This is a genomic window from Pseudomonas sp. TREG-RG-20F-10-E-6-01 (genome assembly GCF_022662455.1).
Classification (GTDB): domain Bacteria; phylum Pseudomonadota; class Gammaproteobacteria; order Pseudomonadales; family Pseudomonadaceae; genus Aquipseudomonas.
Genome location: NZ_JAKNQP010000001.1, coordinates 1,251,536 through 1,277,550, shown reverse-complemented (window position 1 = coordinate 1,277,550; position 26,015 = coordinate 1,251,536). Strand labels below are relative to the sequence as shown.

Below are 26,015 nucleotides of genomic sequence, written 5' to 3'. Positions count from 1 at the left end.
CAAGTGAATGGCCGCCGGTCACAGGCACTGGTTAAAAAAGCACCACCAGCACTATACTGCGACCCCATTGTCGGATTGACGTCAAATAGCCGTTAGCCAGTATTGAAAGCCATGCAGAGTTGGACCCCTTACCGGGACACCGAAGTGTTCTTCGATGGCCCGCAGCCCTTGAGCCGGTCAAATATCCTCGACGCGTCCGCGCGGGAGATCATCGGCAGTGCCAGCGGGTACTACCAGGCGCGAACCGTGCGCCCATTGATGCAGTATTTCGACTGCGACCTTCGCTTTACCGAGCCGCTGCGCATCCACAAGGTGCTGCCCGAAAGTCTGTGCATTGTGCAGGTCCTCGAAGGAGGATGGAGCCATAGCATCGACCGCCGCACGCCTAATCGCTACACGCCGGAAGCCCCGGTCAGCTTGGGCCTGAGCGAGCCAATGGAAGCGGTGGATATCCTGCCGTCCGGTAGCCACGCACGGCTGGCGGGGCTGCGCATCGCCGGCTCGTTCATTCACGAACAGGCCGAGGAAGGCGACACCACGCTGTTGCCGCTGCTGCGCCTGCAACAGGACGGTGTACGTTTCACGCCACTGCCCCGCTGCATGGCGCTGCGCTCGCTGTTCGAGCGCCTGTACCAGACGCCCTACCACGGCGCACTGGGCAGGCTGCATCAGGAAAGCCTGACCCTGGCAGTACTGGTGGAGCTGGCAGCGCACCTGGGCGGCCAGCAAACCCGCCCCCAGGGCCAGACCCGTGCCCAGCGCGATCTGGCGCACGAAGCCCGGCAACTGCTCGAAGATAATCTCGCCCGGCCACCGGCCAGCCCTGAGCTGGCATGCATGCTGGGTGTGGGGGAGACCACGCTGCGCCGCGCCTTCAAGCAGGCGTTCGGCAGGTCGATGCTGCACTACCTGCGCGACTGTCGCATGGAAGTGGCTCGCCAACTGTTGTGCGAACGCAAATGGCAGGTGGCGCAGGTTGCGTACCGTGTCGGCTACGCAGACCCGGCCAACTTCACCCATGCCTACAAGGCGCGGTTCGGGTATCCGCCGGGTAAGGAGTGAGCGGCGTATTGAATCAACCTGGGCTAAGCCGACTTGTTTGAGCGCCTCTGCGGCCACCTGGGGCCCATCGTACAGCCAAACGACCTGTGCTGAAGCAGCCCGCCGTGCTCAAATTTCGTGAGTGCCATGGTCGTTTTTCGTGACTACTGGCTGCCTTTGAGAATGATGTGTGTGCTTGGTAAGCGTCCGGTGAAGTCAGGTTGATACAACCGGATTCGTGGCGCTTTTTCCCTGCTATCCGGGCTTGATCGGAGCGGCATGGGGTTCGGCGGCGCTCAACGTATCAAAGTGATTCGTGGTCGAAACCTGGCTTAATGGAATCAAGCCCCTCTAAATTGAATCCACGCTCCAGGTTTAACCGCACTAGCTGGCATCGGTCGTAGTCACCTACACCGGTAATGTGCGCTTTAGGAGGGCAAAGTTTCTCCACCAGCTCAGCACCCAGATCCATACGCCCAGTCCGGATGAAATGTGCAGCGGCAATTAAAACTCCGACTTGGTTTTCGCTGTTCTTCAATCCCATTCTATTCATCATCCGTATGCGTCCGGGCAAGTCACCCACAAGACTCCGCAAAACTAAGACATGGTATTCACTTAGTGGCCACCAGCCAATCAGATGAGGAATTGTTGAGTGCCGTTTGAGTTATTGGATCAATCCGAAGCCGGTGAGGGCTATTGCTTCGGCTTGCTCTTACTGAGAACGAACCACACTGCTAAACAGATAAGCCCGCCGCCGTATAAATGCGCGACCGAAAAACGCTCACCAAGGAACATGGATAAGCTGGCATATTTTGAGAATGTGCCGCTGAAAGCCGACGCAATTTTTGCAGGGGAACTCCCTGAAGAGCGGTTTAGAACCCTATTGAGCTGACCGTCGGGTCGTTGTTCGCCGCAATCCGACTTCTGGGCACTTTGCGTGAGACCAGCGTGATGGTTCAGCCTCCAGATGATTCTGCATCACACAAAAGCTCCAGCAAGTCATTCGCCAGGGCCGCCGCTTCTTGTCGAAAGTCGGTATTCCAGCGGCTCGACCAGTTAACAGGCTTTCCCTCATCCTCCCAATGCGCCAGCGCAAGCCCGTTGATTATTTCCAGCTCGAACCAAATACGCCGCCAGGCGACGGCGTTCTGGACTGACCTTGTGTCTTTCCACAGGAATTCTGTTTGCGCGACAAATGCCGCCCATGCGAACACATCTTCTGAGGCTCGCTCGCCGAGCGTTCGGAAGTATTTTGCGCTAGCCAATTAACGATTCCTTGTAGTCGTGCACCTATCTAGTAAATGTCCATCCCCGGATACAGAGCTTCAGGTGGATGATAATCGGGGTCCTCAAACCTGCTGTTCTGGTAATAGGTTTGGGCCGTCGGTCCATCACCGTTATAGGTCACCTGCGGATTCGGCGTGAGATGCCAACCGTGTCCTTCTGTGTCGCCCTCAATCAGCGATGCGTACACCCTACAGCTGCCTGATGAGCCGGATGTCAGCCTGAACTGGTAATAGAGTCCGGCTTGGGGAGTAAACTTCGTCGAGATGTGGCAGGAGCGAGTGAGTGACCCCTCCCAGAAAAGATCCACCTGCGTTTCTATACCGGGTCGGATCTGCGTTTCGTAATAGTCCCATGTGAGGTCTTGCCCTGCCTTGGGCATACCCAAGTCCTGTGTATGGGTGAACGGCAGGAGGCCGGTGCGAACAGCGCCGCCGGAACGTTTACCGTTTTCGTATTGGTAAACTTCGGCATGTTGCGTGTAGTCGACGATACGTACCCAGGCAGGATTGGGCTCGTTTTCGGGCGCGGTGAAGTAGTTGGTGTGGGGCAAATACTGGCAACCTGCGAACAACGGCAATGCAATCAGGCCAAGCAGAGGGCGTATCGACATGAGCCTTTCCTTTTGCGGAGTCAGGGTTACAGACCACAAAAGAGGAGTCGCATTGCGTAACAACAGAAAATTTTGTGCTTGAAGCGTCGCGACGATATCAGATGCGGAGCCTATGCAGTGCACATAGAGAGCGGCGTAGCTTGATCATTGGGAGGTATTTGCTTAAGAAAATCGAAATGAGCACCTCGCATGATCCCTGGTACACCCCCTTTCGTGCTCTTCGGGTCGTGAACAGCCGTAAGCCAGATTTGCAACGACAAATTGCTTTCCAACTCCGGCAACCACAGTAAAGGAACTCAAGCGCACAAATGGTCTGTCAATTCTTCAAGCCCGGCCCTTTAACACGAGCAGACGCTTTTCGGCCAGAAGCACACCCGGGACTTACTATCTCATCCTGAGCATTGCCGCTGTACCAAAAGTACTCCTGGATTCTCAGTTTAGACTTTGTAACGCGCCAGGGTAGGACCGATTTGAGGATACGTTTCCAGCTCCGATACTGAGTTTCATGATGCGCATCGATGCGTTTAGATCGGATTTTATCCGCTTCTTGAATCGCTTTCTCTTAGCTATAGATGGCTGTACAAGTCCCGCCGAAACGAAGCAGCCCGCCATTACGTCAGCTAGGCCGCCCAGACAACCAGGCACCCTCGTCAAGCCAGGCGAGAAGGGCGACCGGTGATAATGGCTTGGCGAAGTAATAACCTTGGCCCTGCTGACACCCCCAACCTCGCAGCAGGTGGTAGTGCAGCTCAGTTTCAACTCCTTCCGCCACGACGGTCAGGCTAAGATTTCTCACCAAGCTGATCAGGCCTCGGATTATGTGCCATTCTTTGTTACCCGGCTGAAGATCAACGAGCAGTGAACGATCGAGCTTGACGCTGCTTGCCGGAATCTCGCGCAGGTAGGCCCAGTTACTGTAACCACTGCCAAAGTCATCAATCCCAATGGCAACGCCGAGATCGCGAAAACGTTGCAACTGGACCCGCACGGCCTGGAAGTCAGTCACTAGGACGCTTTCGGTAAATTCGAGCTCAATGAATCGTGGTGCTACCTTGAAGGCTTGCAGGCTCTCGACCAACTGATCGAACAGACGTGCGTCAGTCAGATCCAGTGCCGAGACGTTCAGGGAGACAGTCATTTCCAAGCCCTTAGCGCGCCACTCTGATAGCTGCTCACAGACGCGCCGCACTACCCAACTGGTGATGTGGCGAATAGAAGCTGTGGTTTCGGCCAGCGGGATGAATTCAGCAGGGCTAATCTCACCTAGCTTGGGATGCGACCACCGCAGCAGTGCCTCAACAGCAACGCACCGGTTGCTGGCAAGATCGACACGAGGTTGGTAGACCAGCCTGAATTGATCAACGGTGCCAAGTGCCGCTTCGATGTCATTCAGAAGTACGGTGCTGCGACGCAGGCTCGAATCGATCGCGGGGTCGTAATCGAGCCAACGCCTCTCGCTTCGGCGCGCAGCATCAGTGATGCTGGACATCTGGCGCAGGATATCCGTCGGCAGGCCAGATTCGGGCTTGTGCGGCAGTACGCAGATCCCTACATCGGAGAAAACGGGGATATCCCCACAGTACAGCGGTCTTTCGAACGCATGCACTATGCTGTCGGCCAGGCTGGACAGCGACAGTGTCCGGTGGTTGAGCAATGCGACAAAGCCCAGAGTGCCGGAGCGGTACAAACGCGTCTCTGCGGGCAGCAACTTCAAGACCAGCTCTTTGACCGCCAGCATGAAGTTGGTGAAAAACTCGCTGCCAAGCGACTTCGCCAAACTGTCCATCCCCGATGCGGAGAGCGGCTCTATAAGGACAGCGACCCGCTCATGCTGATCAGGTGCCTGCAGAATGTCTGCTTCAAAGCGCTGCCGGTTGGGTAAGCCAGTCATCGGGTCGATGTAATGCGAGCGGTGCATGGATTCCAACCTCGCCACCACGACCTGGGCCGCGTTGCGCAGAAGGGTTCGCCCTTGCTCGTCCATCGGAGCGTGCGCTTTATAGTCAAGCACGCAGAGCCTGCCCAGGTTGCGCCCTGAATTGATTGTCAACGGAGCACCTGCGTAATACCGGATGAACGGAGCGCCTATTACCATGGGGTTGCTCAAGAACCGCGGGTCAGCGACAGGGTCACATATTTCTAACATCCCCACTTCGTCGAGACTGTGGGCGCAGAAGGATATTTCGCGCGAGGTCCGTTCAGGCTCCATGCCCACACGGGCTTTGAAAACTTGATAGTCGCGCTCGATGATGCTGACCAGCGAAGTAGGCACCTTAAAATAGCTGGAGACCATCGCCACAATGCTGTTTAGCACAGGGTCCGAGCCGCTTTCCAAGTCGGAGGTCAAACGGTCTACGTCGACCAGCCGAGCGCATTCTTCTTCGGGCCATAAGTTGCATGTGGTCATTTCGGCTACTATTGAGTGATAAGTCGGCTGGAAATACCAAGATTAGGTGTTGATTCTATGCCTTGAGCTTATCACGGCGCCAAATTCCCACAATTATTGTTAGCCATTGCGCTGATAATCAGAAACTATAGGCCCTAGTTGTAAACCGCTTAAAGCTGAAGGAGTGGTTGCCTATAATTATCTAAGGTTGCGAACCATCGCCATATCGACTGCCGACAATTCGCACCTCAGCTCTCCGACCTGGCCCCGACGGAGCAACATTTGATCAGTATTCTCTCTCGTAGTCTTGAGTTGGTGCGCCGATTTGCACGCAATCAGCCAAGCCCTCCGGTTAGCTACGCCGGCACCGTCGTGGTGATTGCGCTTTGTGCCGCCGTGCGCGTGCAGCTTCCCTTTACAGCACTACCGTACCTGTTTTTCATACCGGGGCTTATGTTCATCGGTTTCTGTTTCGGCGTTGGTCCATCGGTCATAGGCTGCGTGCTAGCAGTGCTCACCGCACACTATTTCTTCATTGGCGAGATTGGCTTTAATGATGGCTTGACAGCCTGGGTTAGTAGCGCAAGTTTCGCCCTCGTGACCTTCGGCATGGCGGTTGTTTGCGCCTTATTCCGAAGAACCTTGAGCGCCCTCTCCGATGTTAACGATCGTCTGGAGTATGAGGTCGAGCGTCGTACACTGGAGCGAGATGGTATCTGGAATGTATCCCCTGACCTAATCTGCACGTTGGCCGAGGACGGTGACGTCGTGGCGATGAATCCAGCCTGGCAAACCGAAACCGGGCTTTCAGATCTAGAACTCAAGGGCGGTGCATTTTTCTGCTTCATCTCCCCCTCCCAACTGTCGGACGCCCTACTCACCCTGGGCAGAGGGGATATCGCAGAGCTCGATACCCAAGGCTCTCGCGCCAATGGCAAACCGCTGCACTTGAACTGGCGAATAGCACGTCGAGAGGGGCTGTACTTTGCGGTCGCGCGGGACGTTACTCAATACAAGGAATGTCAAGAAGCGCTGGAGCAAGTGAGCTCGCAGTTGCAGCAGAGCCAGAAAATGGAAGCAGTGGGCCAGCTAACAGGTGGATTAGCCCATGACTTCAATAACCTGCTGACCGTAATCACGGGCAGCTTGGACATGCTCGACCGACGTATCGCCCAGGGCAAGCAAGAGGACCTACCACTATATGTAGGGCTCGCACGAAATGCTTCTGCCCGGGCAGCCTCTCTGACACATTGGCTGCTGGCCTACGCCCGACGTCAGCCTCTGGCGAGCTCAGTAGTCAACCTGGCGTTGCTAGCTCAAGAAATGAGGGAGCTCATCAGCAGGAGCCTCACGCCGCGGATCGAACTGGAGCTATTGGCACCAGAAGAAACTTTGCTGTGCTTATGTGACGCCCACCAATTGGAAAACGCGATATTGAACCTGTGCATCAATGCGCGCGACGCTATGCCTCATGGAGGTCGGCTCCAGATCCAAATCAGCAAGGCCCGCGTTGATACCTCGGATGGCGCTACAGCGCTGAACGCAGGGCAATACGCACTTTTCCGGATATCTGACACCGGGACGGGGATGCCACAAAGCGTGCTTGAGCGCGCTTTCGACCCATTCTTCACCACCAAACCCTTGGGCTCTGGAACCGGCCTGGGCCTCTCGATGGTCTATGGTTTTGCCCAGCAATCATCGGGCGAAGCCCGGATCGAATCAGTTATGGGGAAAGGCACTACGGTGAGCCTTTTCCTGCCATTGCACCACAGTCAAGCCACAACTGTTGATGTCAGCGTACCCATCAGTATGGAACACGATTTCCAGGCACATAACGCAAGGGTAATCGTGGTCGACGACGAGGATGCTATTCGGGACCTTATTGGCGAGACGCTGGAAGAAGTCGGCTATCAAGTCACCAAGGCTGGAACCGCTGCACAAGCACTGCGGGAGTTGGAAGAACAAGCAGAGGCAGCGTTACTGATCGCGGACATCGGCCTGCCCGGCAGTATGAGTGGCGATGAATTGGCGGTGATCGCTCTCGAAAAATGCCCTACGCTCAAAGTTCTTTTCATTTCCGGCTTCTTGGAAAATGCTGTCCCGGCGATCGCACTTAAAAGCGGCCAGACCGAACTCCTGCTAAAGCCCTTTGCCCTAAAAGAGCTTAAAGCAATTGTGCAGCGTTTAATCTCTCAACGATGAGCAGGCTCGACACCTCAGGTATACGCCGAGCAATTCGCAACCTTCGTGCCTTGCCCGCGAAGCCAATGACTGCATCTTTCAAAGTTGGCGAACTACCGCTAGCCAATCACGTTGCTCACATTGCGTTCTGCCGAGCGCTACTCCTTGATCGAATAGCACACAGCCGCATCGACGTAGGATTACGACAACCGTGCAGATGCATCCTGTTGGCGCCAGAAAGCGATGGGGTGATGTGTTTCAGGTAGCCCTGTAAGCGAAGGATGGGCTTCTTGCTTGCAGAGTTTGAGCTTCAGTTCGGAAAGCGTCCGCCTTTGGCCGAACACTGCCGATCACTAAAGGTAGAAACCGACCACAAGCGACCTTTAAACGAGGTCTGTTGACACATTTGCTCATTCAGGGGCAATTCATACAAAAAGAACGTGTACAAACTTAAATTTGTGTACAGCTTTTTTCTTCAGTGACGATATAGGTGGCGAGGTGCCATGGATAGGGCCCGCAACAATTATGAGTCCAATTACCATGACTACCTTCTTTGGAATGCGCCGTGATCGTCGCGCGATAAAACAATTGGTGACTGCGATTACTCGCGGTGTACCGCCAAAAGTAGACGGATGCGCTGAAGCAGTTGCAGTCCTTGATGCCTGGAGGACGTTTGATTCACTCGATCGCAGTTCCAGATCCCGTATACAGGAGCTTGAGCAGGAATTGGAAGCAGCTCGTGAGCTACTTCGCGACGCAGCATCGTCCGCTTCTGCACACGAGATCAGATTCGACCTTGTGAACCGCGCTTCCAGCGAAGGGCTGTGGGATATGGAGGTAGTCGCCGGCGACCCCGTGAATCTTAAAAATCGTTTTTGGTGGTCTCAGCAACTACGCAACCTTCTGGGGTTCAGCGATGAGCGCGACTTCCCAAATGTTCTAGCGAGTTGGGCTGATCGCCTGCATCCGCAGGATAAGCAAGCCACTCTTGACGCTTTCACCCGCCATCTGAACGATAAATCCGGGCACACCCCTTACAAGGTGAAAAATCGGCTTGCGATGAAGGACGGCTCATACCGCTGGTTCTATGCACAAGGAGAAACGCTGCGGGATGATCGAGGTATGCCTATACGCGTAGCGGGTTCTCTGCGTGACATCCATGATCAGCTTGAGCGAGACGAAGAGCACGATGTGATCATCACCAGGTTCGAACTGGCCAGGGAAATGCTCTCGGACGGTTTGTGGGATATGGAAGTTATCGCGGGTGACCCGGTAAATCCAAAGAACCCATTCTGGTGGTCTCCTCAATTCAGACGATTGCTTGGATTTGAAACCGTGGAGGAGTTCCCTGATGTCTTGGATAGCTGGGCATCCAGGCTGCACCCGGATGATAAGGAGCAAAGCCTAAAAGCCTTTGGAGCTCACCTGAACGACCGGTCTGGGAGGACGCCCTTTGATATCGAGTATCGGCTAAAGATGAAGAGCGGTGAATATCGATGGTTCAGAGCTCGAGGTCAGACTCGGCGCGACGCCTCCGGCTCGCCGCTTCGGGTGGTAGGGGCCCTTGTGGATGTCCATCTGCAGCACGAGCAGGAAGCGCTAAGACAGGCAGAGGTCGCGCATCAGCAGACGCTTGAGGAAAACATCGCTCAATTGTCTCAGATAGTTGGGACTATACAGAGCATTGCGAACCAGACAAATCTCCTGGCACTGAACGCGGCGATCGAGGCCGCGCGCGCTGGCGAAGCGGGTCGTGGCTTCGCGGTCGTTGCCGACGAGGTTCGCAAGCTCGCGACTCGCACTACAGAAGCAACCGAACAAGCTGCCGGAATGATCGCCCGCTAACTACTGCTCTGTTTAATCCAAGCTGGGGCGATATTCGCCCATCTGCTCGCTGCCTCGGTACGTACTAAGTAAATTACAGTAGACAACCAACGGCAGTGAGCTCAAGCATCCATTACCCATCCAGATATGAACCATCTGTTGGGAATTTATTCAGGGCGCTCTGTATCGTTGCTGATTATTGTAGAGCCCTGAATGACCTCCGGGAGGTGACATGTCATCAGCGTCCGCTTCTGGCCGTTTTCTGCCCGTCGTAGACCGAGGTCAGCGGGGGAGGCTGGTAGTTCCGTTATGCCTTGAAACGTTAGATTGACCGTTAGCTTTGAAGCCTGCGAACGGCTACGGTAATCGAGGTTAAGACCCTCACTTCACATGAACTTGTCGGCCGGGCGGGCCGCAGGGATGAAATGCCCTTTAATCGGACGTTAGCGTGCCCGCTTACATCGACTTGACCGAGATAACTTCCACAAATCTGAATTTTTTCTTGGCTAACTTTGTAGCTTCTTGCTCTGCAACTAGAGAACTGAGCGTATCGGCTTCATGTACGATCTCGTGCATCTTGCCTTCGAATTCATTCCCCACCCTCAGTGTGACTTTCAATCTGGGAGTAAAGGATTTTGAGAGTTTCTTTTTCTTCACTACCTTTGTCTGCTCCGCGATCACGATTTCTGGTGCAGTGTCTTGCTCATGGGTGTCGATCACTGATGCAGGGGCCTCTGGCGCACCGAATAGCGCCCGACGCATTTCTTCTTCCGTCAGCTCTGTAGTCATACCATTTCTCAAGAGGGGGTCGTGTATAGCGTTTTCGATTCTATCACTGCGGACAGCGTCGGAAATAAGAAGGCTTGACGTGGTATCTGACTTGCCATAGCCACTAAATCCGAACGTGCGTGAGTTTCTGCTCAGAGCGCTTGTTCGAATGCAGCCTTATTGACACTCATGCTTGTGTTGTCGCCGCTTCACATTTACGCTTTGCTCCGTCGCGGTCAATCCCGCGACCGGGTGTCGCAACCTGAATCGAAACCAAGGCGCGGTATGTGCCATATCGCACAGTCAGCACTTCAAGTGCTAGCTGCTGCTTTTCTATGGCGCACCGTGCAGGGCAGGCTTCGGCCTGGCCGGGTTCCTTGGTTTCCGGTTTGCGACCCCTGTACGGTGTGCCACCCATTCGTGTCGCAACGGTGGATGGCATTCCTTAATCAAACCAAGGAGATAAGGAAAATGGCATGTCCCCCTTTTAAGCTCGTGCGCCACCCCGGCCAAATGGTTCAGGCTGCAAACTATCTCGGAGGACTCCGTGATGTTTGATCTTTCGCTTCTCATCGGACTCCCCAAACCCAACAGCATCGATACTTCAGTGCTTACCCCTGAAGATGCTGCGATTAAACTGCGGCAGGCTGCCACTCTCCGGCTTAACGGAGCCCAGAGTATTCTGCTTCATTTTCCGCAAGACGTTGAGCTGGCAGTAGAGCTGTTGGATGACGCCGCGGTGTTGTACGACAGGGCGTTCCGGAATCTGACTGGCATCCCAGCTCAAAGCGTCCATCAACAGATTCATGAATATGTCTCTGTCCCGTCAGTTGAAGGGGCTCCCGCGATCCAAACTCCGTGGGGCGATGAGTTCGCTCCGGTAATCAAGGAGGGCGTTCGTTGCGCAGAGACTTGGCTTGAGGGCTCATCATTACCGTTATGGTGGGCGCTGTCTCAGAACCGAAAACGTCATCGTCCAGGTGATCCACAAGAGGCATTTGAAGCAGGTTTTTTGCTGCGGTTGCAGCAGACGCTGATCATGCGACGTGAGGCCGTCACCTCCCAATCAACCCGCTTCGATGCCTGAGTTTGTAATTGACGTTTGAGATTTGCTTTTCCCGCCAAACCCTCCGATCAAGCGATCTTTGATCGTGCCGATCGGAGGGTTCACTCGCTTTTTCTGGAAGCCGCCGCGTTCCACCCTTCATGCTCAAATTTAATTCACACCACGCCTACTTTCACCATCAGTATTTCCCCCCGATTTCCATCGAGCGCAACGTTATTCAGTGTATGTGTCCGAATCTTTTCGTTGGGCATGGATGTAGGTGTGGCGACAGCGGCGACGGCGGCGACAACCCACGTATAACGTGGTCTGGGGCATGGCGACAGAAGTGGCGACAGTCGCCACTTTCTCAGCGCGTTGGCTGTGACGCTTGACCACCTTTTCGAGTGGGTATAAAAAGTGGTGCACGGATCGCTGTCGTTGACAGCACCTGCCCAGGTAGCCAGAACCTTTAAGGCTACGCCCCTCGCGTGGTGGTTCTTCCCCAAGTGCGATTAGTGTCCGGCAGCTCGCACGGTCACTCCCCAAGAGTGATGGATGCCTACTCGACCAATCTGCCCCCTGCGGCCGACGATGGACCTACCTCGCTGCATTGCAGCAACCTCACCTCTTGGCACACTTCGCTGCGCCAGACCTTGCCCGTCTCTTTCTGCTGGAAAGAGACGGGCGCTCGTACCACTGCTGCAAGCCACGTCGTACAGGGCATTGCCGCAACTCTCCTCGTGACAATCGACCTGACAAATCCGATTCGTCGCCATCCGCAACGACACAGGCACCGGTGCCGCAGCCAATGGAAAGGCAGCATCTGACTGACAGTCAGGCATGCCCCAGGTGTCCATGTCGTTGCCTTCTCTTACTCCGGATCTCCAGGTGCCGAACTCGTCAGTCGGCACAGCCTCTACCCGCCCGCATCTTCGGATGCGACTAAGGAGGCCAGATTCATGGGGTCATGCCCTTGCTCCCGGTCGTAAGGAGCCGTTCGTTCCACGTCAGTGAACACCTCACAGGCCGCAGGGGCCTTGATCCCTGATAACACTCAACAGCCGTGGCGGGACTACGTGAGGACAACCAGCAATGAACGAGGAGAGGGCCCATGCAGCAGTTAGATCCGAAGCTTGAACTACCACAACCACCTCGACTGCTGATTGAGTCGAATCCCGTGGCCCCGCCTTATCCGGTGCAGGCACTGGGTGGGATTCTTGGGCCTGCAGTCGAACGCATGGCCGAGGTCATCGGGGTGCCCCAGGCATTGGCTGCACAATCGGTGTTGGCTGCTTCGGCGCTGGCCACTCAAGGTCATGCGGGCTTACAGCTCGATGGGAGACATTATCCCCTGTCGTTGTACCTGATCACGGTGGCCGCGTCAGGGGATCGTAAAACGGCGGTGGATCGATGTGCATTGCTCCCAGCACGGCAATGGGAGCGTGAACAGTGGCAGCGCTATCGCGAACAACTTGTCCGGTACCGTGCCGCACAGCGACAGGCGCAGCGTATCAAGCCTGGCGATTCTGAGCCCGCAAACGGAATGTCGCTCGAAGCGGAGCCCTCAGCACCTAGGCTGATCACCACGGATCCGACTATCGAGGCCCTGATCAAGGGACTCTGCCATGACTTGCCGAGCATGGGTCTGTTCTGTGATGAGGGTGGACAATTCCTTGGCAGCAGCACCATGAGTCGGGATAACCGTTTGAAAGCGGTCACGACCTTGTCGTCACTCTGGGATGGCAGCCCGATAGATCGCGCGCGTTCCATGGTTGGTGAAAGCTTGCGAGCCTATGACCGACGCTTGAGCCTGCACCTTATGCTGCAACCGTATTTGGCCGTGCAGTTACTCAGTGACCCGTTGCTGCAGGGGCAAGGCATTCTCGGGCGCTGCTTGATGACGTGGCCCACCAGTCTAGCCGGGCAACGTGGCTACCAGGCTGTCGACTTGTCCAAAGACGCCGCCCTCAGGCGTTATCATCACCGCCTTTCGGCTCTGTTTTATCAGCCTTGGTCACTTTCCGCTGACGGAGCCTTGCAACTGTTAAATCTGAGCCTCAGTCCGCTGGCGCGTCGTCGCTGGATTGATTTGCATGATGCTATCGAAGCTCAACTGGGTGAGTTTGGCGAGCTGGCCAGCGTGCGGCCCAGCGGTTCGAAGGCCGCCGACAACCTGTTGCGCGTCGCCGGCATTTTGGCCGTTGTGGAGGAGAGCAGTGTCGTGGAGGTCGACCATATCCAGCGGGCCTCGGCCTTAGTTGGCTACTACCTCACCGAGATCCAGCGCCTGACCGAGCAGGAGCCGGTGTGCAGGGTAAAAGAAGAGGCGGACCGGCTGTTGCGCTGGCTGCAGGTCAAGGATTGGAAACGCTTCAGTATTCGAGAGCTGAATCGCAACGGTCCTCGCTTTGCCCGCAAGAGCAGCCGTCATGCGGCCAAGCTGCTGGTCGAGTTGATTGATCATCAGTGGTTGATCACCGATGGCCAAACCTTCGAGGTGCGTCATGTTCAATCTTGATGAAGCGCTGCGTAACCATCTGGCTCAGCGCCAAAATGAACCGAAAGTGCGGTTTGTCGCCGCGAGTGTCGCCACGCTCAAAGCCAGACAAGGCAAGGGTTGTCGCCGGTGTCGCCGGTGTCGCCATCACCCGTAAAGCTAGCACCTCGACGACAGCCATAATCCAATGGTTGAAAAAGGAGGGCGCGCAACTATACGTCGCCGGCAACACGCTGTGTTTCCGCCCGACTGATTGGGCCCAGTTCGCTATTGTGAATGCACACTGGCGAGCCCTTTTTTATGAGCTCGCGGCAGTCGATCAGGAGCAGGAAAATGGCTCGGGTCGCTAAGCGAGCGGGTCGTAATTTTGGCTTTGGTCGCCAACTCAGCTACGCCGGACCGCAAGCACTGAAAGACCTGTTTGGCGACGGCCATTTTGCTACCGTCAAAGCCCATAGTGATCGCTGGCAGGCGTTCGTGCATTGGTGTCGATCCGATGAAGGACCGAGGGTCAACGACGCGCGCCAGATAGACCGCGAGATCCTCATGCGGTACGCCGTCCACGTGCGGGAGCAGGTTGATCAGGGCAACGTGGGCATTGCCACCGCGCAGAACCGACTGTCCAGCGTGAACCGAACGATGGCCGCGCTGCGCGGTGATCAGTACGTCAAAATCCCGAGTCCGAGCAAGGCGCTGGGCCTGCAGCGCTCAGGCGTGCGCAGTGAGGCACCGCAAGGACAAGACCGTGTGCAGGTCGAGCAGATCGCACTGGCGTTGTCAGAGCGCGGTCAGCAACGAGTAAGCGCAATTGTGCACCTGGCCCGGGAGACCGGCATGCGTCTGCGTGAAGCTATCCTGGCGGACCTGCCCCGACTGCAACGAGAGGCCAGGCAACTGGGCAAGTTCAACATCCAGGACGGCACCAAAGGCGGTCGATCAGGCACGTCAGCACCGCGCTGGATCGCGGTTACTGATCAAATTCGTGGCGCCTTGGATAGGGCCTGGGAGGCTTCACCCGGTCGCAGTCGGAACCTGTTGGCCCCCAACGAGAGCTACAAAGAGTTTATGCAGTCAGTTGTGCGATCGGCACGTGACATCTTGCATGAGCATGGATTGAAAGGCTTTCATGAGCTGCGTGCGGCTTATGCCTGTGAGCGTTATGAACAACTGACGGGCTTCTCGGCACCCGTCAATGGCGGTCGTGGCCATCGAGAAGATCGAGAGCTTGATCGGCAAGCCCGCCAGCAAATCAGCCATGAGTTGGGACATAACCGCATCGATGTGGTGAGTGCCTACATCGGAGGTCGGCGATGACATCCGCGTTCGACATGGCGTTGTTTCTGAGTCCAGTGCTCAAAGGTGCGCATGCCACGCGGCAGCGGCACATCAGGCAAGCGGAAAGGATGCAAGAGGCAATTGGTCGGCGCTGGGGTTGCGCGACTCCATACTCCTGGAAAGAAAAACATGTGAGGTGGTTTCTGCAGCACCACCTGCGTTGCTCAGCTCCAGCTACCGTCTACTATTATGAGTTAACAACAGCTCTAATTCGTAGGCGGCGTGAAAGTATCAAAGCTGACATTCAGCTCAATTTGGATAAGTGCTCACCAAGCTGTGGCATCCCGCAACCTAAATGGTCGACTTCAAGCTAAGCCTATCACTACGCTCTGCGGACGCACTTCACTGGGCAAGAAGCTAAGAGGCCGTAGTTTTACACGGCTCTGGTATTTCCTGTCTCAAGCCCGTCAAGATGATCGGCGTACCACTGCATCATTGTCGTACGTTGCTCCAGATACTGAGCCTTGTTATAGATCCCTCGGACACCTGACGGCTTGTGACTGAGCTGTGTTTCAATGTGGTCCGCTGGAAAGCCGTGCTCGTTGAGGACAGTGCTTGCAATATGACGGAAGCCATGTCCGGTCTGTCGTCCTTCGTAACCAAGGCGCCTTAGCGCCATCAGAAAAACGGTATCGCAGCGAGGCTTGGTTCGATCACTTCGACCAGGGAACAGCAATGGGTACGCTCCCGTGATTTTCCGTAGTTCAGTAAGAGCGCTTAATGCCTGCTTACAGAGTGGCACAAGGTGTTCACGCCCCTTTTTACGGCCTTTGCGTTCAACGGGGATGGTCCAAAGCCGTTTGTCAAAGTCGAACTCAGCCCAGTATGCCTCTCGAAGCTCGCTGGGACGGACAGCCATGAGAGTAAGCAGTTGGAGGCCAAGCTGAACATCTTTGGCGTGAGGGTATGATCGTATTGCTCTGAGCAGTGTGGGAAGTTCTTCCAAGGAGACATGGGCGTAGTTCTCAGCCTTTCCTGATGACAGAAATTTATGAACCCCCTCTAAAGGATTGTTCATAGCCCTGCCGGTTACGCGAGCCAGGTCGTAGATGTCTTTGCAGTAAGCCCTCACGCGACTCATCTGCTCGAGGATGCCCTGACGTTCGAGCCCTCTCAAAAGCTCCATCCATTCCATCGACATGATGGAAACATAGGGACGTTTTCCGACAAGAGGGAATACGTGACGGTCCAAGGCTCCAAGGACTCTTTTTGCTGTGCCGACATCCCAGCCACCCAAGCGAGATGTATGCCATTCACGAGCGAGGGCTTCAAAGGTTTCGTTTGTTGCTGCTACTTCCGCAGCTTTTCTAGCTTTCTTGGCGGTTATCGGATTTTTGCCTTCTGCTGCATCTGATCTCAATTCGGCAGCCTTTTGCCGGGCAAGGGCGCCGCTGACTTCTGGATAACCGCCTAGCCCGAGCCACGACCATTTGCCGTCGGGCTTCTTATAGCGCAACTCCCACGATTTCTGCCCGTTAGGCTTTACTCTAAAATAGAGCCCCGAGCTGTCTAGCTCACGGTAGGCCACCACTTCAGGGGCAAGGTTGACTAGTGCAGTATCGGAGAGAGGACGGCGTTTAATATCGCTGCGTTTCATGCGTGTATGCCTCCAGTTCAATTTTTATTGAAGCATACACAGGGGCATACAGGATGTGAAGGTTGTGGATGGATCAGCTTGGACGTCCAGATACAAGAAAGCCCGCACGAGGCGGGCTTCTTGAGGTGATTCATAGACATCCTTGGATCTCTATAAATCGGTACTTGGTGGCTACACAGGGACTTGAACCCCGGACCCCAGCATTATGAATGCTATGCTCTAACCAACTGAGCTATGTAGCCAAGTGGCGCGCATTATTCGCGTAGAACGGGAATGCGTCAAGCACTTTTATCGAGATTTTTTCTACGCTTTCAATTGTTTAACCGGAATCGTCAGTTCTGGCGACGAGTGGCTTGTCATTCGTCCGCCTGTCGGGCCGTGTGTGGGCGCAGGCTTTCAATTAAGCGATCAATCACGGTCGTGGTGATTTTCTGCAGATGCCCTAGGGCGTTGATCGTGACGCTGCGAGATGGCGCCGCAGTCGAGAACGGTAGCGCAAGCGCTGAGGATCAGGTGGGAGAGGCAGGGCAGGGCGTCTTCGCCGCTGAGGTGGTTATTGGCGCTGAGGCAGTCGGTAGGGAGTGGGGTGTTCGGGCGGTTGGTGAACGCGTCGCGGTGAATGAAAGGAGCAAAATTCGGTTGGGCAGATATCCCTGCCGCCCAACGATTACCCGCTAGAGGACCTTACGGTTGCGACGGGTTATGCGTGACGCGCTTGAGGTGTTCGCGCGCGCGTGACAAGCGCGAGCGAACGGTGCCGATGGGTATGTCCAACACGTCGGCGGTGTCCTGGTAGCTGCCGTCGGTCTCCAGTGAGGCGTACAACGTCTTGCGCATTTCTGTGGGCAGGTGGTCGATGGCGGTCAGGGTTTTCTCCAGTCGGCGGTTGATCTCGAACTGCCAATCCAGGTTCTTGGTTTCCTCCTGCCCATGCCACAGCGATTCATCGAATTCGCAGTGCACAGGCTTGGCGTACAGGCGGCGGAAGTGGTTGCGTACCAGGTTCTGAGCAATCCCGCACATCCAGGTACTGAGGCTCGCCTGACCACTGAAGCGCTCCCTGTTGCGCCAGGCTTCCAGGTAAGTCAGTTGCAGTATGTCGTCTGCATCTTCGGGGTTGAGTACGCGTTTATGAATAAAACGCCGGAGTTTTTTCTGTTGGTCGTCCGTCAGTTGGAGCATGAATTGAGGCGAGCTGCCAACCAGGTGCGCTAAAGCTTCAATTGGGATATTCACGTTTTTTTCCTCAGGGTAGACGCTATCGAAATAAGTTCGATGGAAACCCCTTTAGCACTGGGTGTGCCAAATGAAAAAATCTCGTAACTAGCTGATTATTAAGGGTAAATATCTTGAAATGGAGAGATATTGCGCAGTAGTTTGCAAAAAGCGCCGAGGCTTTGTGCCGGTCTTGTCAAACGTCTCGATAGCCGCGTTCTGATGGAACCGTATCGGCAGGCATTGCCACATAGGGACACACTCTTCCCGTCTTGGCATGCTTATGAAAGTCGAATCCCCTAAAGATGCGCCCTCTGCCCAGCGCCTGGATCAATCTGCCGTTGCGCCTGTTTCCACGCCCGCACCCGCGAAGGTTGATGAGCTTGCTTCGCTCTTCGACCAGGAAGTGATTGCCAACAACCGCGCTCAGCGCTCGGTGTCGATTCGCGTGCCCCCCTCCGAACAGCTTGCGCAACTTTATGAGCAGTTGGGCCATCCTGCTCAGGAGTCCCTGGCGACTATTTCGCGGCGGTTCAGGCAGCAATTGCAGCAGCATCCCAGTGTCGACAAGCTGGTAGAGCTCGCCGAGGGCGACCCCGCACGTGCCTACGTGGTGCTCAAGCATCTGGAAGCCCAGGCGGACAATGATGTGCGCCCCACCGAAGCTGCCTTGGCGCGGGATGCTATTGGCATGCTGGCGGTGGGCTTTAAAGGGGAGATCCAGGCGGGCCTCAAATTCGCCACGGCGTTGATGGAGGCCGGTGGTGATCCGCAGGAGCGCCAGGCGCTGCGCGCGCTTTATTACGCCAGCGTGGCCACGCGCCAATCCCTGGCGACGATGATGCAGGCACTGTTGGGCGTATACGGCGGCGATACGTTTTCCGTCAGGCTCATCAGCATGCGCAAAGCCTTGGCTGACGACATCGCGGTCCTGGTTTCGTCAATGACCACGCCGCGATTGCGCACGTTGTTGCTGGCCCTGCAAAGCTGTGGGCAACTGAGCACCGTGTTGGCCGGTTGCCACGCGTTGATCCAGCGCCTGGGCATCGGCTACGACGCCATCAGTCTTTTGCAGCGCCTGCTGGGGTATGCCGGCAGCGGCATCGATGCGGGCGAAATCCTGCGACTTGGGCATGATCTGGGCAGTGGCCCGAGCCCCCGGCAAGTGATTGTTCTCAACGCGCTTTACCCTCTGGTCCGGCAGTTGCCTTTGGCCTTGTGGCCTGACAGTCGAACCCGCCAGGGCGCGCTGGACAGCTTTTTGGCCGTGATGGGGGAACTGGAGCGGATCGAGCGCGGCCCGATCAAGTTTGCCGGCGACCTGGGGGCGTCGGCGTGACTGCACTGTCAGCCATCAACGCTGTACTGCTCAAAATGGCACAACGTGCCGAAGTCCTGGGCGCAGTGGTGATCCTGGGCATCGTGTTTATTTTTATCGTGCCGTTGCCCACCTGGCTGGTGGACATTCTGATCGCACTCAACATTTGCATATCCTGTCTGTTGATCGTGCTCGCGCTGTATTTGCCAGGCCCCTTGGCGTTCTCGTCGTTCCCATCGATTTTGCTGCTGACCACCATGTTCCGTCTGGCGCTGTCGATCGCCACGACGCGCTTGATTCTGCTGGAACAGGACGCCGGCGACATCGTCGAGGCCTTCGGCAATTTCGTCGTGGGCGGCAATCTGGCGGTGGGGATGGTGATCTTTCTGATCCTGACCCTGGTCAACTTCCTGGTCATCACCAAGGGATCGGAGCGGGTCGCCGAGGTGGCGGCACGGTTCAGCCTGGATGCGATGCCGGGTAAACAGATGTCCATCGACAGCGACCTGCGTGCCGGGCTGATCGACGGCACGCAAGCGCGGGACAAACGTGAGCAATTGTCCCGCGAGAGCCAGTTGTTCGGTGCCATGGACGGTGCGATGAAATTCGTCAAGGGCGATGCCGTCGCCGGTTTGATCATCGTTGTGGTCAATCTATTGGGTGGTTTCACCACGGGCATGTTTCAACACGACTTGAGCGCCGCCGAGTCGATACGGCTGTATTCGGTGCTGACCATCGGCGATGGCCTGATTGCACAGATTCCGGCGCTGCTGATTTCCCTGACCGCCGGCATGATCATCACCCGCGTGGCTCCGGATGGGCGCAAGGGGATCAGTAACATGGGCGCCGAAATTGCCCGGCAAATGACCAGCGAACCCAAGAGCTGGATGATTGCGTCGGTGGGGATGCTTGCGTTTGCAGCGGTGCCCGGCATGCCCACTCTGGTGTTTATCCTGATTTCGATGGTCACCGGCGGCCTGGGTTATTACTTGATGCGCCAGCGTCAACGACAAGAACAGCCGGCCGCCGAAGCCGCGGACGCCGTGCGCCCGGAGCAAAACGGTGATGAAGACTTGCGCGGGTTTGATCCGTCGCGACCTTACTTGCTGCAGTTTTCCCCGGTTCTGCGCGGAACCCCAGAGGTCACCGAGCTTATCCACGGGATACGCCAGGCCCGAAACACACTGGTGGCCAATATCGGTTTGACCTTGCCGCCGTTTGAAGTCGAACTGGATGACGCCCTGGCCGCCGATGAAATGCGCTTTTGTGTGCATGAAGTGCCGATGGTCAAGGCCTCGGTCGTTAACCATTTGGCCGTGGACCGCAAGGCGCTGGCGGTTGAACCCGAGCACGCAATACCCGGCAAGGCCGACCGCGATGAACAGGATTGGGTGTGGTTGGCGCCTGATGATCCGCTGCTCGATGACCCGCAGCTGGAACGCTTTACCGCGACGAGCCTGATCATTGAGCGCATGAGGCAGGCGATGATGCTCAGCGGGCCGCAGTTCCTGGGGATCCAGGAGAGTAAATCGATCCTCAGTTGGCTTGAGCACAACCAGCCGGAACTGGTGCAGGAACTGCAACGCATCATGCCGCTCTCGCGGTTTTCGGCGGTCCTGCAACGCCTGGCCAGCGAAGGTGTGCCGCTGCGTGCCGTGCGGCTGATTGTCGAGTCGCTGATCGAGTACGGCCAGCATGAGCGCGAGCCCGAAGCGCTGGCTGACTACGCGCGCATTGCCCTCAAGGCGCAGATTTTCCACCAGTACAGCGAGGAAGACGGCCTGCACGCCTGGCTGTTGTCGCCCCATACCGAAAACATCCTGCGCGAGGCGTTGCGTCAGACGCAGACCGGGGTTTTCTTTGCGCTTGATAACGAAAGCAGCGCCGCGTTGATCAACCTTCTCAACCAGGCCTTCACCTTACGCGCCACAAGCAAAAGTGTGATGTTGGTGGCACAAGACCTGCGCAGTCCCTTGCGCACCCTGCTTCTGGAAGAGTTCAACCATGTGCCGGTGTTGTCCTTTGCCGAGTTGGGAAGCACCTCCAAGGTGAAAGTGCTGGGGCGTTTTGACCTGACCCAGGATGAGCTGGCGCGCGGTGCGCTGGCATGAATCGCCAGTCAGCTTCAACGCGCCGGAGCGCTCGATAATGTTTGAGTTACGGGTGCTCAATGGGCTGCGCCAGGGCGCCGCGTTGCCGCTTTTTGGCGAGCAGTGGAGCATCGGCGCTCACCCTGACGCTGACCTGATGCTGAATGATCCAGGCATCGCCGAGCAGCACGCGCGGTTGCGGCTGATCAACGCAAACTGGTCAGTGCAGGCCGAAGCCGGGCTGCTGCACGGTGATGAAGGGCAGGTGCTGGCCCAGATTGCGAGCCTGGCGCTGAACGTACCGTTTTCAGTCGGGGCTGTGCGGCTGTGTGTCACCTGGGCCGATCAGCCATGGCCCGAGGCACCCGCCCCAGCGGCCCCGGCCCCTGAAGCGCCGCGGGCGCTGCAACTTTCGTCCATCTCGCACGCGCAGCAAAAGCGCCTGATCAGCGTGGCGCTGGTGGTTGCGATCATCGTCGTGGTGGTGGGCATCGCGTCCACGGGTGAGCGTGAGGCCCAGGCCTCATTGATGCCTGCTGTGGTGGTCAAGCACGAGTTGGCCACGCCGTTTGAGGTGCGCCAGCAGTTGCTCAAGATGCTCAATGAACGCGAATTGAGCCAACGGGTCAGCCTGCAAGTGATCAATGGCCAGGTCGCGCTCAACGGCGACGTGTCGCAGGACGATGTGGAGTTGGTGTCGCGCATGCTCAGCCGTTTTGTCGAGCTGTTCGACAGCGCGGTGCCAGTGATCAGCCGTGTGCGTGTCAGCGACGGCGCGCTGCCGTTCAAGATCGTGCAGATCGTCGGCGGCCCCAATGGCCATGTCGTCCTGGAAGAGGGCAGCCGGGTGTTTGTCGGCGATGAAGTGGACGGCCTGCGCCTGGTGCTGATCGACAACAGCAAAGTGGTGTTCGATGGCGCGCGGCGTTATGAGGTGCGCTGGTGAACGAAGAACTGAACGCACGTCTGGATGCCTGGCAGCAGCGCCAGGCCCAGGCGCTGGCCAACCTGATGCCGGTGACCCTGCGCGGTCGGGTTCAGCGCGTCAACGGCATGTTGTTGCAATGCCGGTTGCCGAGCGCGCGTATTGGCGACTTGTGCCAGGTCGAGAAATCTGCCGACGACTATATGCTGGCGGAAATCATCGGCTTCGATCAGCAGGATGCCGTGCTCAGTGCCTTGGGCAACCTTGAAGGGGTGCGCGTGGGCGCCAGTGTGCAGCGTCTGGGTGTCTCGCATCGAGTGCGCGTCAGTGATGCGTTGCTCGGCCAGGTGCTGGATGGGTTCGGCCGGCCGATTACGGGCGTTGGCCCCAACGCCTTCGCCGAGACCGACAGCCCGGATGCGAGCATGGTGCTGTGTGAGGCGCCGTTGCCGACCGAACGGCCGAGGATCCACCGGGCCCTGGCGACCGGGGTGCGCTCGATCGATGGTCTGTTGACGCTTGGCGAAGGCCAGCGCGTGGGCCTGTTTGCCGGTGCTGGCTGTGGCAAGACCACGTTGCTGGCGGAGATTGCCCGTAATGTCGAGTGCGATGTGATTGTGTTCGGCCTGATCGGTGAGCGCGGCCGGGAACTGCGCGAATTTCTCGACCATGAACTGGATGATCAGTTGCGCGCCAAGGCCGTGCTGGTGTGCGCGACATCCGACCGCTCAAGCATGGAGCGCGCCCGCGCAGCGTTCACCGCAACGGCGCTGGCTGAGGGCTATCGACGCCAAGGCAAACGGGTGTTGCTGCTGATCGACTCCTTGACGCGTTTCGCCCGCGCGCAGCGAGAAATCGGCCTGGCCGCCGGTGAGCCCTTGGGGCGCGGGGGCTTGCCGCCTTCGGTGTACAGCTTGCTGCCGCGTTTGGTGGAACGCGCCGGGTTGACCCGCGACGGCGTCATCACCGCAATCTACACCGTGCTGATCGAACAGGACTCCATGAGTGACCCCGTGGCCGACGAGGTTCGCTCGCTGCTGGACGGCCATATTGTGCTGTCGCGCAAGCTGGCCGAGCGCGGTCACTACCCGGCGGTCGATGTGCTGGCCAGCCTGTCGCGAATTCTGAGCAATGTCGCCACGCCTGAGCACATCCAGGCGGGGACCGGGCTGCGCCGTTTGTTGTCGGCGTATCAGCAGATCGAGCTGATGCTCAAGCTGGGTGAATACCAGGCCGGCAATGATGCCCTGACCGACCTGGCGGTGGACAGCCGTGCGGCGGTGGATGGCTTTTTGCGCCAGGACTTGCGTGAGCCTTCACCGATGGCGGCGACCCTGGATCAGCTGACGGAGCTGACCGCCTATGTTCCTTTCTGAATTGGAAACCCTGAGGCGTCTGCGCAAACACCGCGCGGACCGGGCCGAGCGCGCATTGGGTGAGGCTAAAAGGCATCAGCGCGCACTGCAGTTGCACGTTGAGCAGGCGCAGCAGCGCCTTGAGGACACTCGCCTGCAGGAGGCCGAGGAAGCGGCGCAGCTATTGAGCAAGCATCAAGGGCACGTGCTCTCGTTTCAGGAGCTCAAGTCTTGGAATACCCAGGAGCGCTCATTGTCCGCCAGCACGCAGCGTGAAGAGGCGCAGTTACAGGCGTTACAGGGGCAGCAGGAACAGCAAGTGGTGCATATCGACAGCATGCAAAAGCAGGCCAGCCAGTATTTGCGCGAGGTCGAAAAACTCTCGGAATTATCCCAGTTACTGGTGCAGGAGCGTCATGAAACGATTGCCTGTGAGCAGGTCTGAGCGGCCGCGCATTCGCGAGCCCAGGGAAGACCGTGAAAGAGGCGTTGAGGCCGTGGTGCCGTGGGTCCATGTGCAGGTATTCGCGCAACTGTTTGCCAAGGACGACGGCCAGGGCGGTTACGTTTCCAGCCTGCCTGCGCAACGTGTGGCGACGGATAAATTGATGATTGAGGCATTGGCGGGGCAGTTGGCGCTTCGCGTTCAAGGCGCCACGCAATGGCCGTTGCTGGCGGTGCTTTACCTGCCACGGCTGGGGCGAATCAACGCCAGTGTGCAGCGGCAGTCGGGCGCGTGGAACATCGAGTTGGACGCCGAAGAACCGCGCACGGCGCATTGGCTCGCCACGGTGCAAAAACGCTATCAGAACAGGCTGACCGAGGCGTTGGGCCAGCCTGTCGATATCCACATCAACAGCACGGGGTCCGCATGATCATGTTGGCGGTGGCACCGCCCCTGGTTGAGGCGGCAAGGGTTGCGGCGTTGCAGCGGCTGGGGCGCGGATTAAGCATGCCGTTTCAGGTTGGTGATCAGCAGGGCGCGTTTGTGCTCGAGCCCGGCCGCGCGCCTGAAGGGCGAAGCCCGGTGTGTTTCGAGAGTGCCGTCGGTGTGCTGGGGTTCTCGGAACCCGAGGCGATGTTCAGCCTGATGGGCGAATGCCCGGTCACGCTGGCAGAAGCCGGCAATGACTCGACTTCGTGGTTCTGGGAATTGTTCCAGCATCACCTCAGCCCCCAAGTGGTGGCGTTGTTCGGTTATCTGCGCTTGCTGCCGTCACCCAAAACGCCTGGCTTTGGTTGCCGCTTCACCGTGCTGTTGGGGGCCTCCAAGGTCGATGGTTACCTGTGGCTGGCCCCGCAGAGCTTGCTGGCGATGTGTGCGGCGGGCGCTTGGCGGTCGACGGCCAGCTCATTACCCGCATCGTTTCCCTTGGCAATCGCCGTGACCGTGGGCCGTTTGAGCTTGCCTGTCGGGCAGTTGCGCAGCGTGCGTGCGGGTGACGTGCTGATGGTTGAACACGCCTTTTTTGATGTGCAGGGCCGTGGCCACTTGCCTATCGGGCGTCGCCGTCTGCAAGGGCGTATTGACGATGAATCCGGGCCCTTGTGCCTGAACCTTATTGCGATTGAGGAAGCGTCCATGGACGAGAACTTTGTAATAGAAGAATACCCGGGGCCTGAACAGGATCAGCCGGTGGAGGATATCTTTGGCCGTGAGCCCTTTGATGAATTGAGTATGGCGCTGACGGTGCGCTGTGGTGTCCTGAGCCTGACCCTGGGCGAACTGCGCAATCTTGCTCCCGGAGCGGTGCTGGGCATTACCGGGTACGCCCCGGGCATGGCCGGCCTGTATTACGGTGAGCGGCCCATTGGCCAGGGGCAATTGGTGGAAGTGGATGGGCGACTTGGCTTGCAAGTGTCTCGCGTGGTGTTTTCGCGATGATATTCCAGGGCGTCGACCCGGTTGTCCTGGCGCTGTTTTTCGGGGCGTTGTCGTTGCTGCCGATGCTGCTGATCATCTGCACCGCGTTCTTGAAGATCGTCATTGTGCTGATGATTACCCGCAACGCTATCGGCGTGCAGCAGGTGCCCCCGAGCATGGCGATCAATGGAATCGCGTTGGCCGCTACGCTGTTTATCATGGCCCCGGTGGGTTACCAGGTCGCCGAAAACCTCAAGGGCGCGCCCCTGGACATGAGCACCGTGCAGACCCTTCAACAGACGGGGCTTGTGGCCATACAGCCGCTGCGCGCGTTTATGAAACGCAACACCGATCCGGACGTGTTGACCCACATGCACGAAAACACTGCGCGCATGTGGCCGCCTGAAATGGCGCAAAGCACCCAGCGCGATGACCTGATCCTGTTGGTCCCCTCTTTTGTGCTGTCGCAGTTGCAGGCCGGGTTCGAAATCGGCTTCCTCATCTACATTCCGTTCATCGTCATCGATTTGATTGTGTCCAACCTGCTGTTGGCGCTGGGGATGCAGATGGTCTCGCCCATGACCATTTCCCTGCCGCTCAAACTGCTGTTGTTCGTCATGGTCTCCGGATGGTCGCGATTGCTCGACAGCCTTTTCCTTTCCTACCTTTGAGTGCCC

General features: G+C 57.4%; 21 protein-coding genes, 1 tRNA gene and 1 pseudogene. 16 read left to right on the top strand and 7 right to left on the bottom strand.

Going from position 1 to position 26,015, the window contains the following annotated elements:
- Nucleotides 1-111: 111 nt before the first annotated feature.
- Nucleotides 112-1,062, top strand: coding sequence for an AraC family transcriptional regulator (locus tag L8K08_RS06060; RefSeq protein WP_242194927.1), 951 nt, complete (start codon nt 112-114; stop codon nt 1,060-1,062).
- A 935-nt stretch (nt 1,063-1,997) separates the two neighbouring features.
- Here L8K08_RS06060 and L8K08_RS06055 read toward each other — a convergent pair.
- From L8K08_RS06055 to L8K08_RS06045, 3 genes are all read right to left on the bottom strand, one after another.
- A complete protein-coding gene (locus tag L8K08_RS06055; protein ID WP_065951381.1) occupies nt 1,998-2,306 on the bottom strand; it encodes a hypothetical protein in 309 nt (102 codons plus the stop codon).
- A 29-nt stretch (nt 2,307-2,335) separates the two neighbouring features.
- The gene (locus L8K08_RS06050) at nt 2,336-2,938 is read right to left on the bottom strand and encodes a hypothetical protein (RefSeq protein WP_065951382.1); all 603 of its coding nucleotides are present in this window, start codon (nt 2,936-2,938) and stop codon (nt 2,336-2,338) included.
- A gap of 616 nt (nt 2,939-3,554) precedes the next feature.
- A complete protein-coding gene (locus tag L8K08_RS06045) occupies nt 3,555-5,345 on the bottom strand; it encodes a GGDEF and EAL domain-containing protein (protein WP_242194924.1) in 1,791 nt (596 codons plus the stop codon).
- A gap of 261 nt (nt 5,346-5,606) precedes the next feature.
- Between L8K08_RS06045 and L8K08_RS06040 the strand changes: the two genes are divergently transcribed.
- Together L8K08_RS06040 and L8K08_RS30250 are read left to right on the top strand one after the other, a co-directional pair.
- Nucleotides 5,607-7,526: an ATP-binding protein gene (locus L8K08_RS06040; RefSeq protein WP_242194921.1), complete on the top strand. Its 1,920-nt coding sequence runs from the start codon at nt 5,607-5,609 to the stop codon at nt 7,524-7,526.
- A 519-nt stretch (nt 7,527-8,045) separates the two neighbouring features.
- Nucleotides 8,046-9,350, top strand: a complete 1,305-nt coding sequence (locus tag L8K08_RS30250) for a PAS domain-containing protein (RefSeq protein WP_277933505.1) — start codon at nt 8,046-8,048, stop codon at nt 9,348-9,350.
- A gap of 435 nt (nt 9,351-9,785) precedes the next feature.
- On the opposite strand, the gene L8K08_RS06025 is transcribed toward L8K08_RS30250, so the two are convergent.
- Nucleotides 9,786-10,118: a hypothetical protein gene (locus L8K08_RS06025; protein WP_065950574.1), complete on the bottom strand. Its 333-nt coding sequence runs from the start codon at nt 10,116-10,118 to the stop codon at nt 9,786-9,788.
- A gap of 529 nt (nt 10,119-10,647) precedes the next feature.
- Here L8K08_RS06025 and L8K08_RS06020 point away from each other — a divergent pair.
- The 5 genes and pseudogenes from L8K08_RS06020 (at nt 10,648) to L8K08_RS06005 (ending at nt 15,288) form a co-directional block, all read left to right on the top strand.
- Nucleotides 10,648-11,184 carry a LasR-specific antiactivator QslA gene (locus tag L8K08_RS06020; protein ID WP_065950575.1) on the top strand — a complete coding sequence of 179 codons (537 nt, stop codon included), beginning with the start codon at nt 10,648-10,650 and terminating at the stop codon, nt 11,182-11,184.
- A gap of 1,069 nt (nt 11,185-12,253) precedes the next feature.
- A complete protein-coding gene (locus L8K08_RS06015) occupies nt 12,254-13,660 on the top strand; it encodes a YfjI family protein (RefSeq protein WP_242194919.1) in 1,407 nt (468 codons plus the stop codon).
- Nucleotides 13,647-13,989 (top strand): annotated as a pseudogene (locus L8K08_RS30335) (hypothetical protein). Before L8K08_RS06015 ends, L8K08_RS30335 begins: the two are co-directional and overlap by 14 nt.
- Nucleotides 13,973-14,953, top strand: coding sequence for an integrase domain-containing protein (locus tag L8K08_RS06010; RefSeq protein ID WP_242194917.1), 981 nt, complete (start codon nt 13,973-13,975; stop codon nt 14,951-14,953). Before L8K08_RS30335 ends, L8K08_RS06010 begins: the two are co-directional and overlap by 17 nt.
- The gene (locus tag L8K08_RS06005; RefSeq protein ID WP_242194915.1) at nt 14,950-15,288 is read left to right on the top strand and encodes a hypothetical protein; all 339 of its coding nucleotides are present in this window, start codon (nt 14,950-14,952) and stop codon (nt 15,286-15,288) included. The genes L8K08_RS06010 and L8K08_RS06005 overlap by 4 nt, the downstream gene beginning before the upstream one ends.
- Nucleotides 15,289-15,347: 59 nt before the next feature.
- Here L8K08_RS06005 and L8K08_RS06000 read toward each other — a convergent pair whose 3' ends face one another.
- The 3 genes from L8K08_RS06000 to L8K08_RS05990 all read right to left on the bottom strand — a co-directional run bounded on the left by L8K08_RS06000 (nt 15,348) and on the right by L8K08_RS05990 (nt 17,807).
- Nucleotides 15,348-16,571 carry a tyrosine-type recombinase/integrase gene (locus L8K08_RS06000; protein ID WP_242194913.1) on the bottom strand — a complete coding sequence of 408 codons (1,224 nt, stop codon included), beginning with the start codon at nt 16,569-16,571 and terminating at the stop codon, nt 15,348-15,350.
- A gap of 165 nt (nt 16,572-16,736) precedes the next feature.
- Nucleotides 16,737-16,813: transfer RNA gene (locus L8K08_RS05995), tRNA-Met, on the bottom strand.
- Nucleotides 16,814-17,255: 442 nt separating this feature from the next.
- On the bottom strand, nt 17,256-17,807 hold the full coding sequence (locus L8K08_RS05990) for an RNA polymerase sigma factor (RefSeq protein ID WP_106578536.1): 552 nt from the start codon (nt 17,805-17,807) through the stop codon (nt 17,256-17,258).
- Between the two features lie 262 nt (nt 17,808-18,069).
- On the opposite strand from L8K08_RS05990, the gene L8K08_RS05985 reads away from it, so the two are divergent.
- Genes L8K08_RS05985 through sctR form a run of 8 tightly spaced genes read left to right on the top strand, consistent with a single transcriptional unit; the run spans nt 18,070 to nt 26,009 of the window.
- The gene (locus tag L8K08_RS05985) at nt 18,070-19,125 is read left to right on the top strand and encodes a TyeA family type III secretion system gatekeeper subunit (protein WP_242194910.1); all 1,056 of its coding nucleotides are present in this window, start codon (nt 18,070-18,072) and stop codon (nt 19,123-19,125) included.
- Nucleotides 19,122-21,215 (top strand): type III secretion system export apparatus subunit SctV, encoded by a 2,094-nt coding sequence (gene sctV, locus L8K08_RS05980; protein WP_242194909.1) that lies wholly within the window; start codon nt 19,122-19,124, stop codon nt 21,213-21,215. Before L8K08_RS05985 ends, sctV begins: the two co-directional genes overlap by 4 nt.
- 37 nt (nt 21,216-21,252) lie before the next feature.
- Nucleotides 21,253-22,140 carry an FHA domain-containing protein gene (locus L8K08_RS05975; protein WP_242194906.1) on the top strand — a complete coding sequence of 296 codons (888 nt, stop codon included), beginning with the start codon at nt 21,253-21,255 and terminating at the stop codon, nt 22,138-22,140.
- The gene (locus L8K08_RS05970) at nt 22,137-23,495 is read left to right on the top strand and encodes a FliI/YscN family ATPase (protein WP_315975618.1); all 1,359 of its coding nucleotides are present in this window, start codon (nt 22,137-22,139) and stop codon (nt 23,493-23,495) included. The genes L8K08_RS05975 and L8K08_RS05970 overlap by 4 nt, the downstream gene beginning before the upstream one ends.
- A complete protein-coding gene (locus L8K08_RS05965; protein ID WP_106578541.1) occupies nt 23,482-23,919 on the top strand; it encodes a YscO family type III secretion system apparatus protein in 438 nt (145 codons plus the stop codon). Before L8K08_RS05970 ends, L8K08_RS05965 begins: the two co-directional genes overlap by 14 nt.
- Complete coding sequence (locus L8K08_RS05960; RefSeq protein WP_242194902.1) at nt 23,891-24,349, top strand: type III secretion system HrpP C-terminal domain-containing protein; 459 nt, start codon at nt 23,891-23,893, stop codon at nt 24,347-24,349. The genes L8K08_RS05965 and L8K08_RS05960 overlap by 29 nt, the downstream gene beginning before the upstream one ends.
- Nucleotides 24,346-25,359 carry a FliM/FliN family flagellar motor switch protein gene (locus L8K08_RS05955; RefSeq protein ID WP_242194899.1) on the top strand — a complete coding sequence of 338 codons (1,014 nt, stop codon included), beginning with the start codon at nt 24,346-24,348 and terminating at the stop codon, nt 25,357-25,359. Before L8K08_RS05960 ends, L8K08_RS05955 begins: the two co-directional genes overlap by 4 nt.
- Entirely contained in the window at nt 25,356-26,009 is a 654-nt protein-coding gene (sctR, locus tag L8K08_RS05950) for a type III secretion system export apparatus subunit SctR (protein ID WP_145165544.1), read from the top strand. The genes L8K08_RS05955 and sctR overlap by 4 nt, the downstream gene beginning before the upstream one ends.
- Nucleotides 26,010-26,015 lie beyond the last annotated feature (6 nt).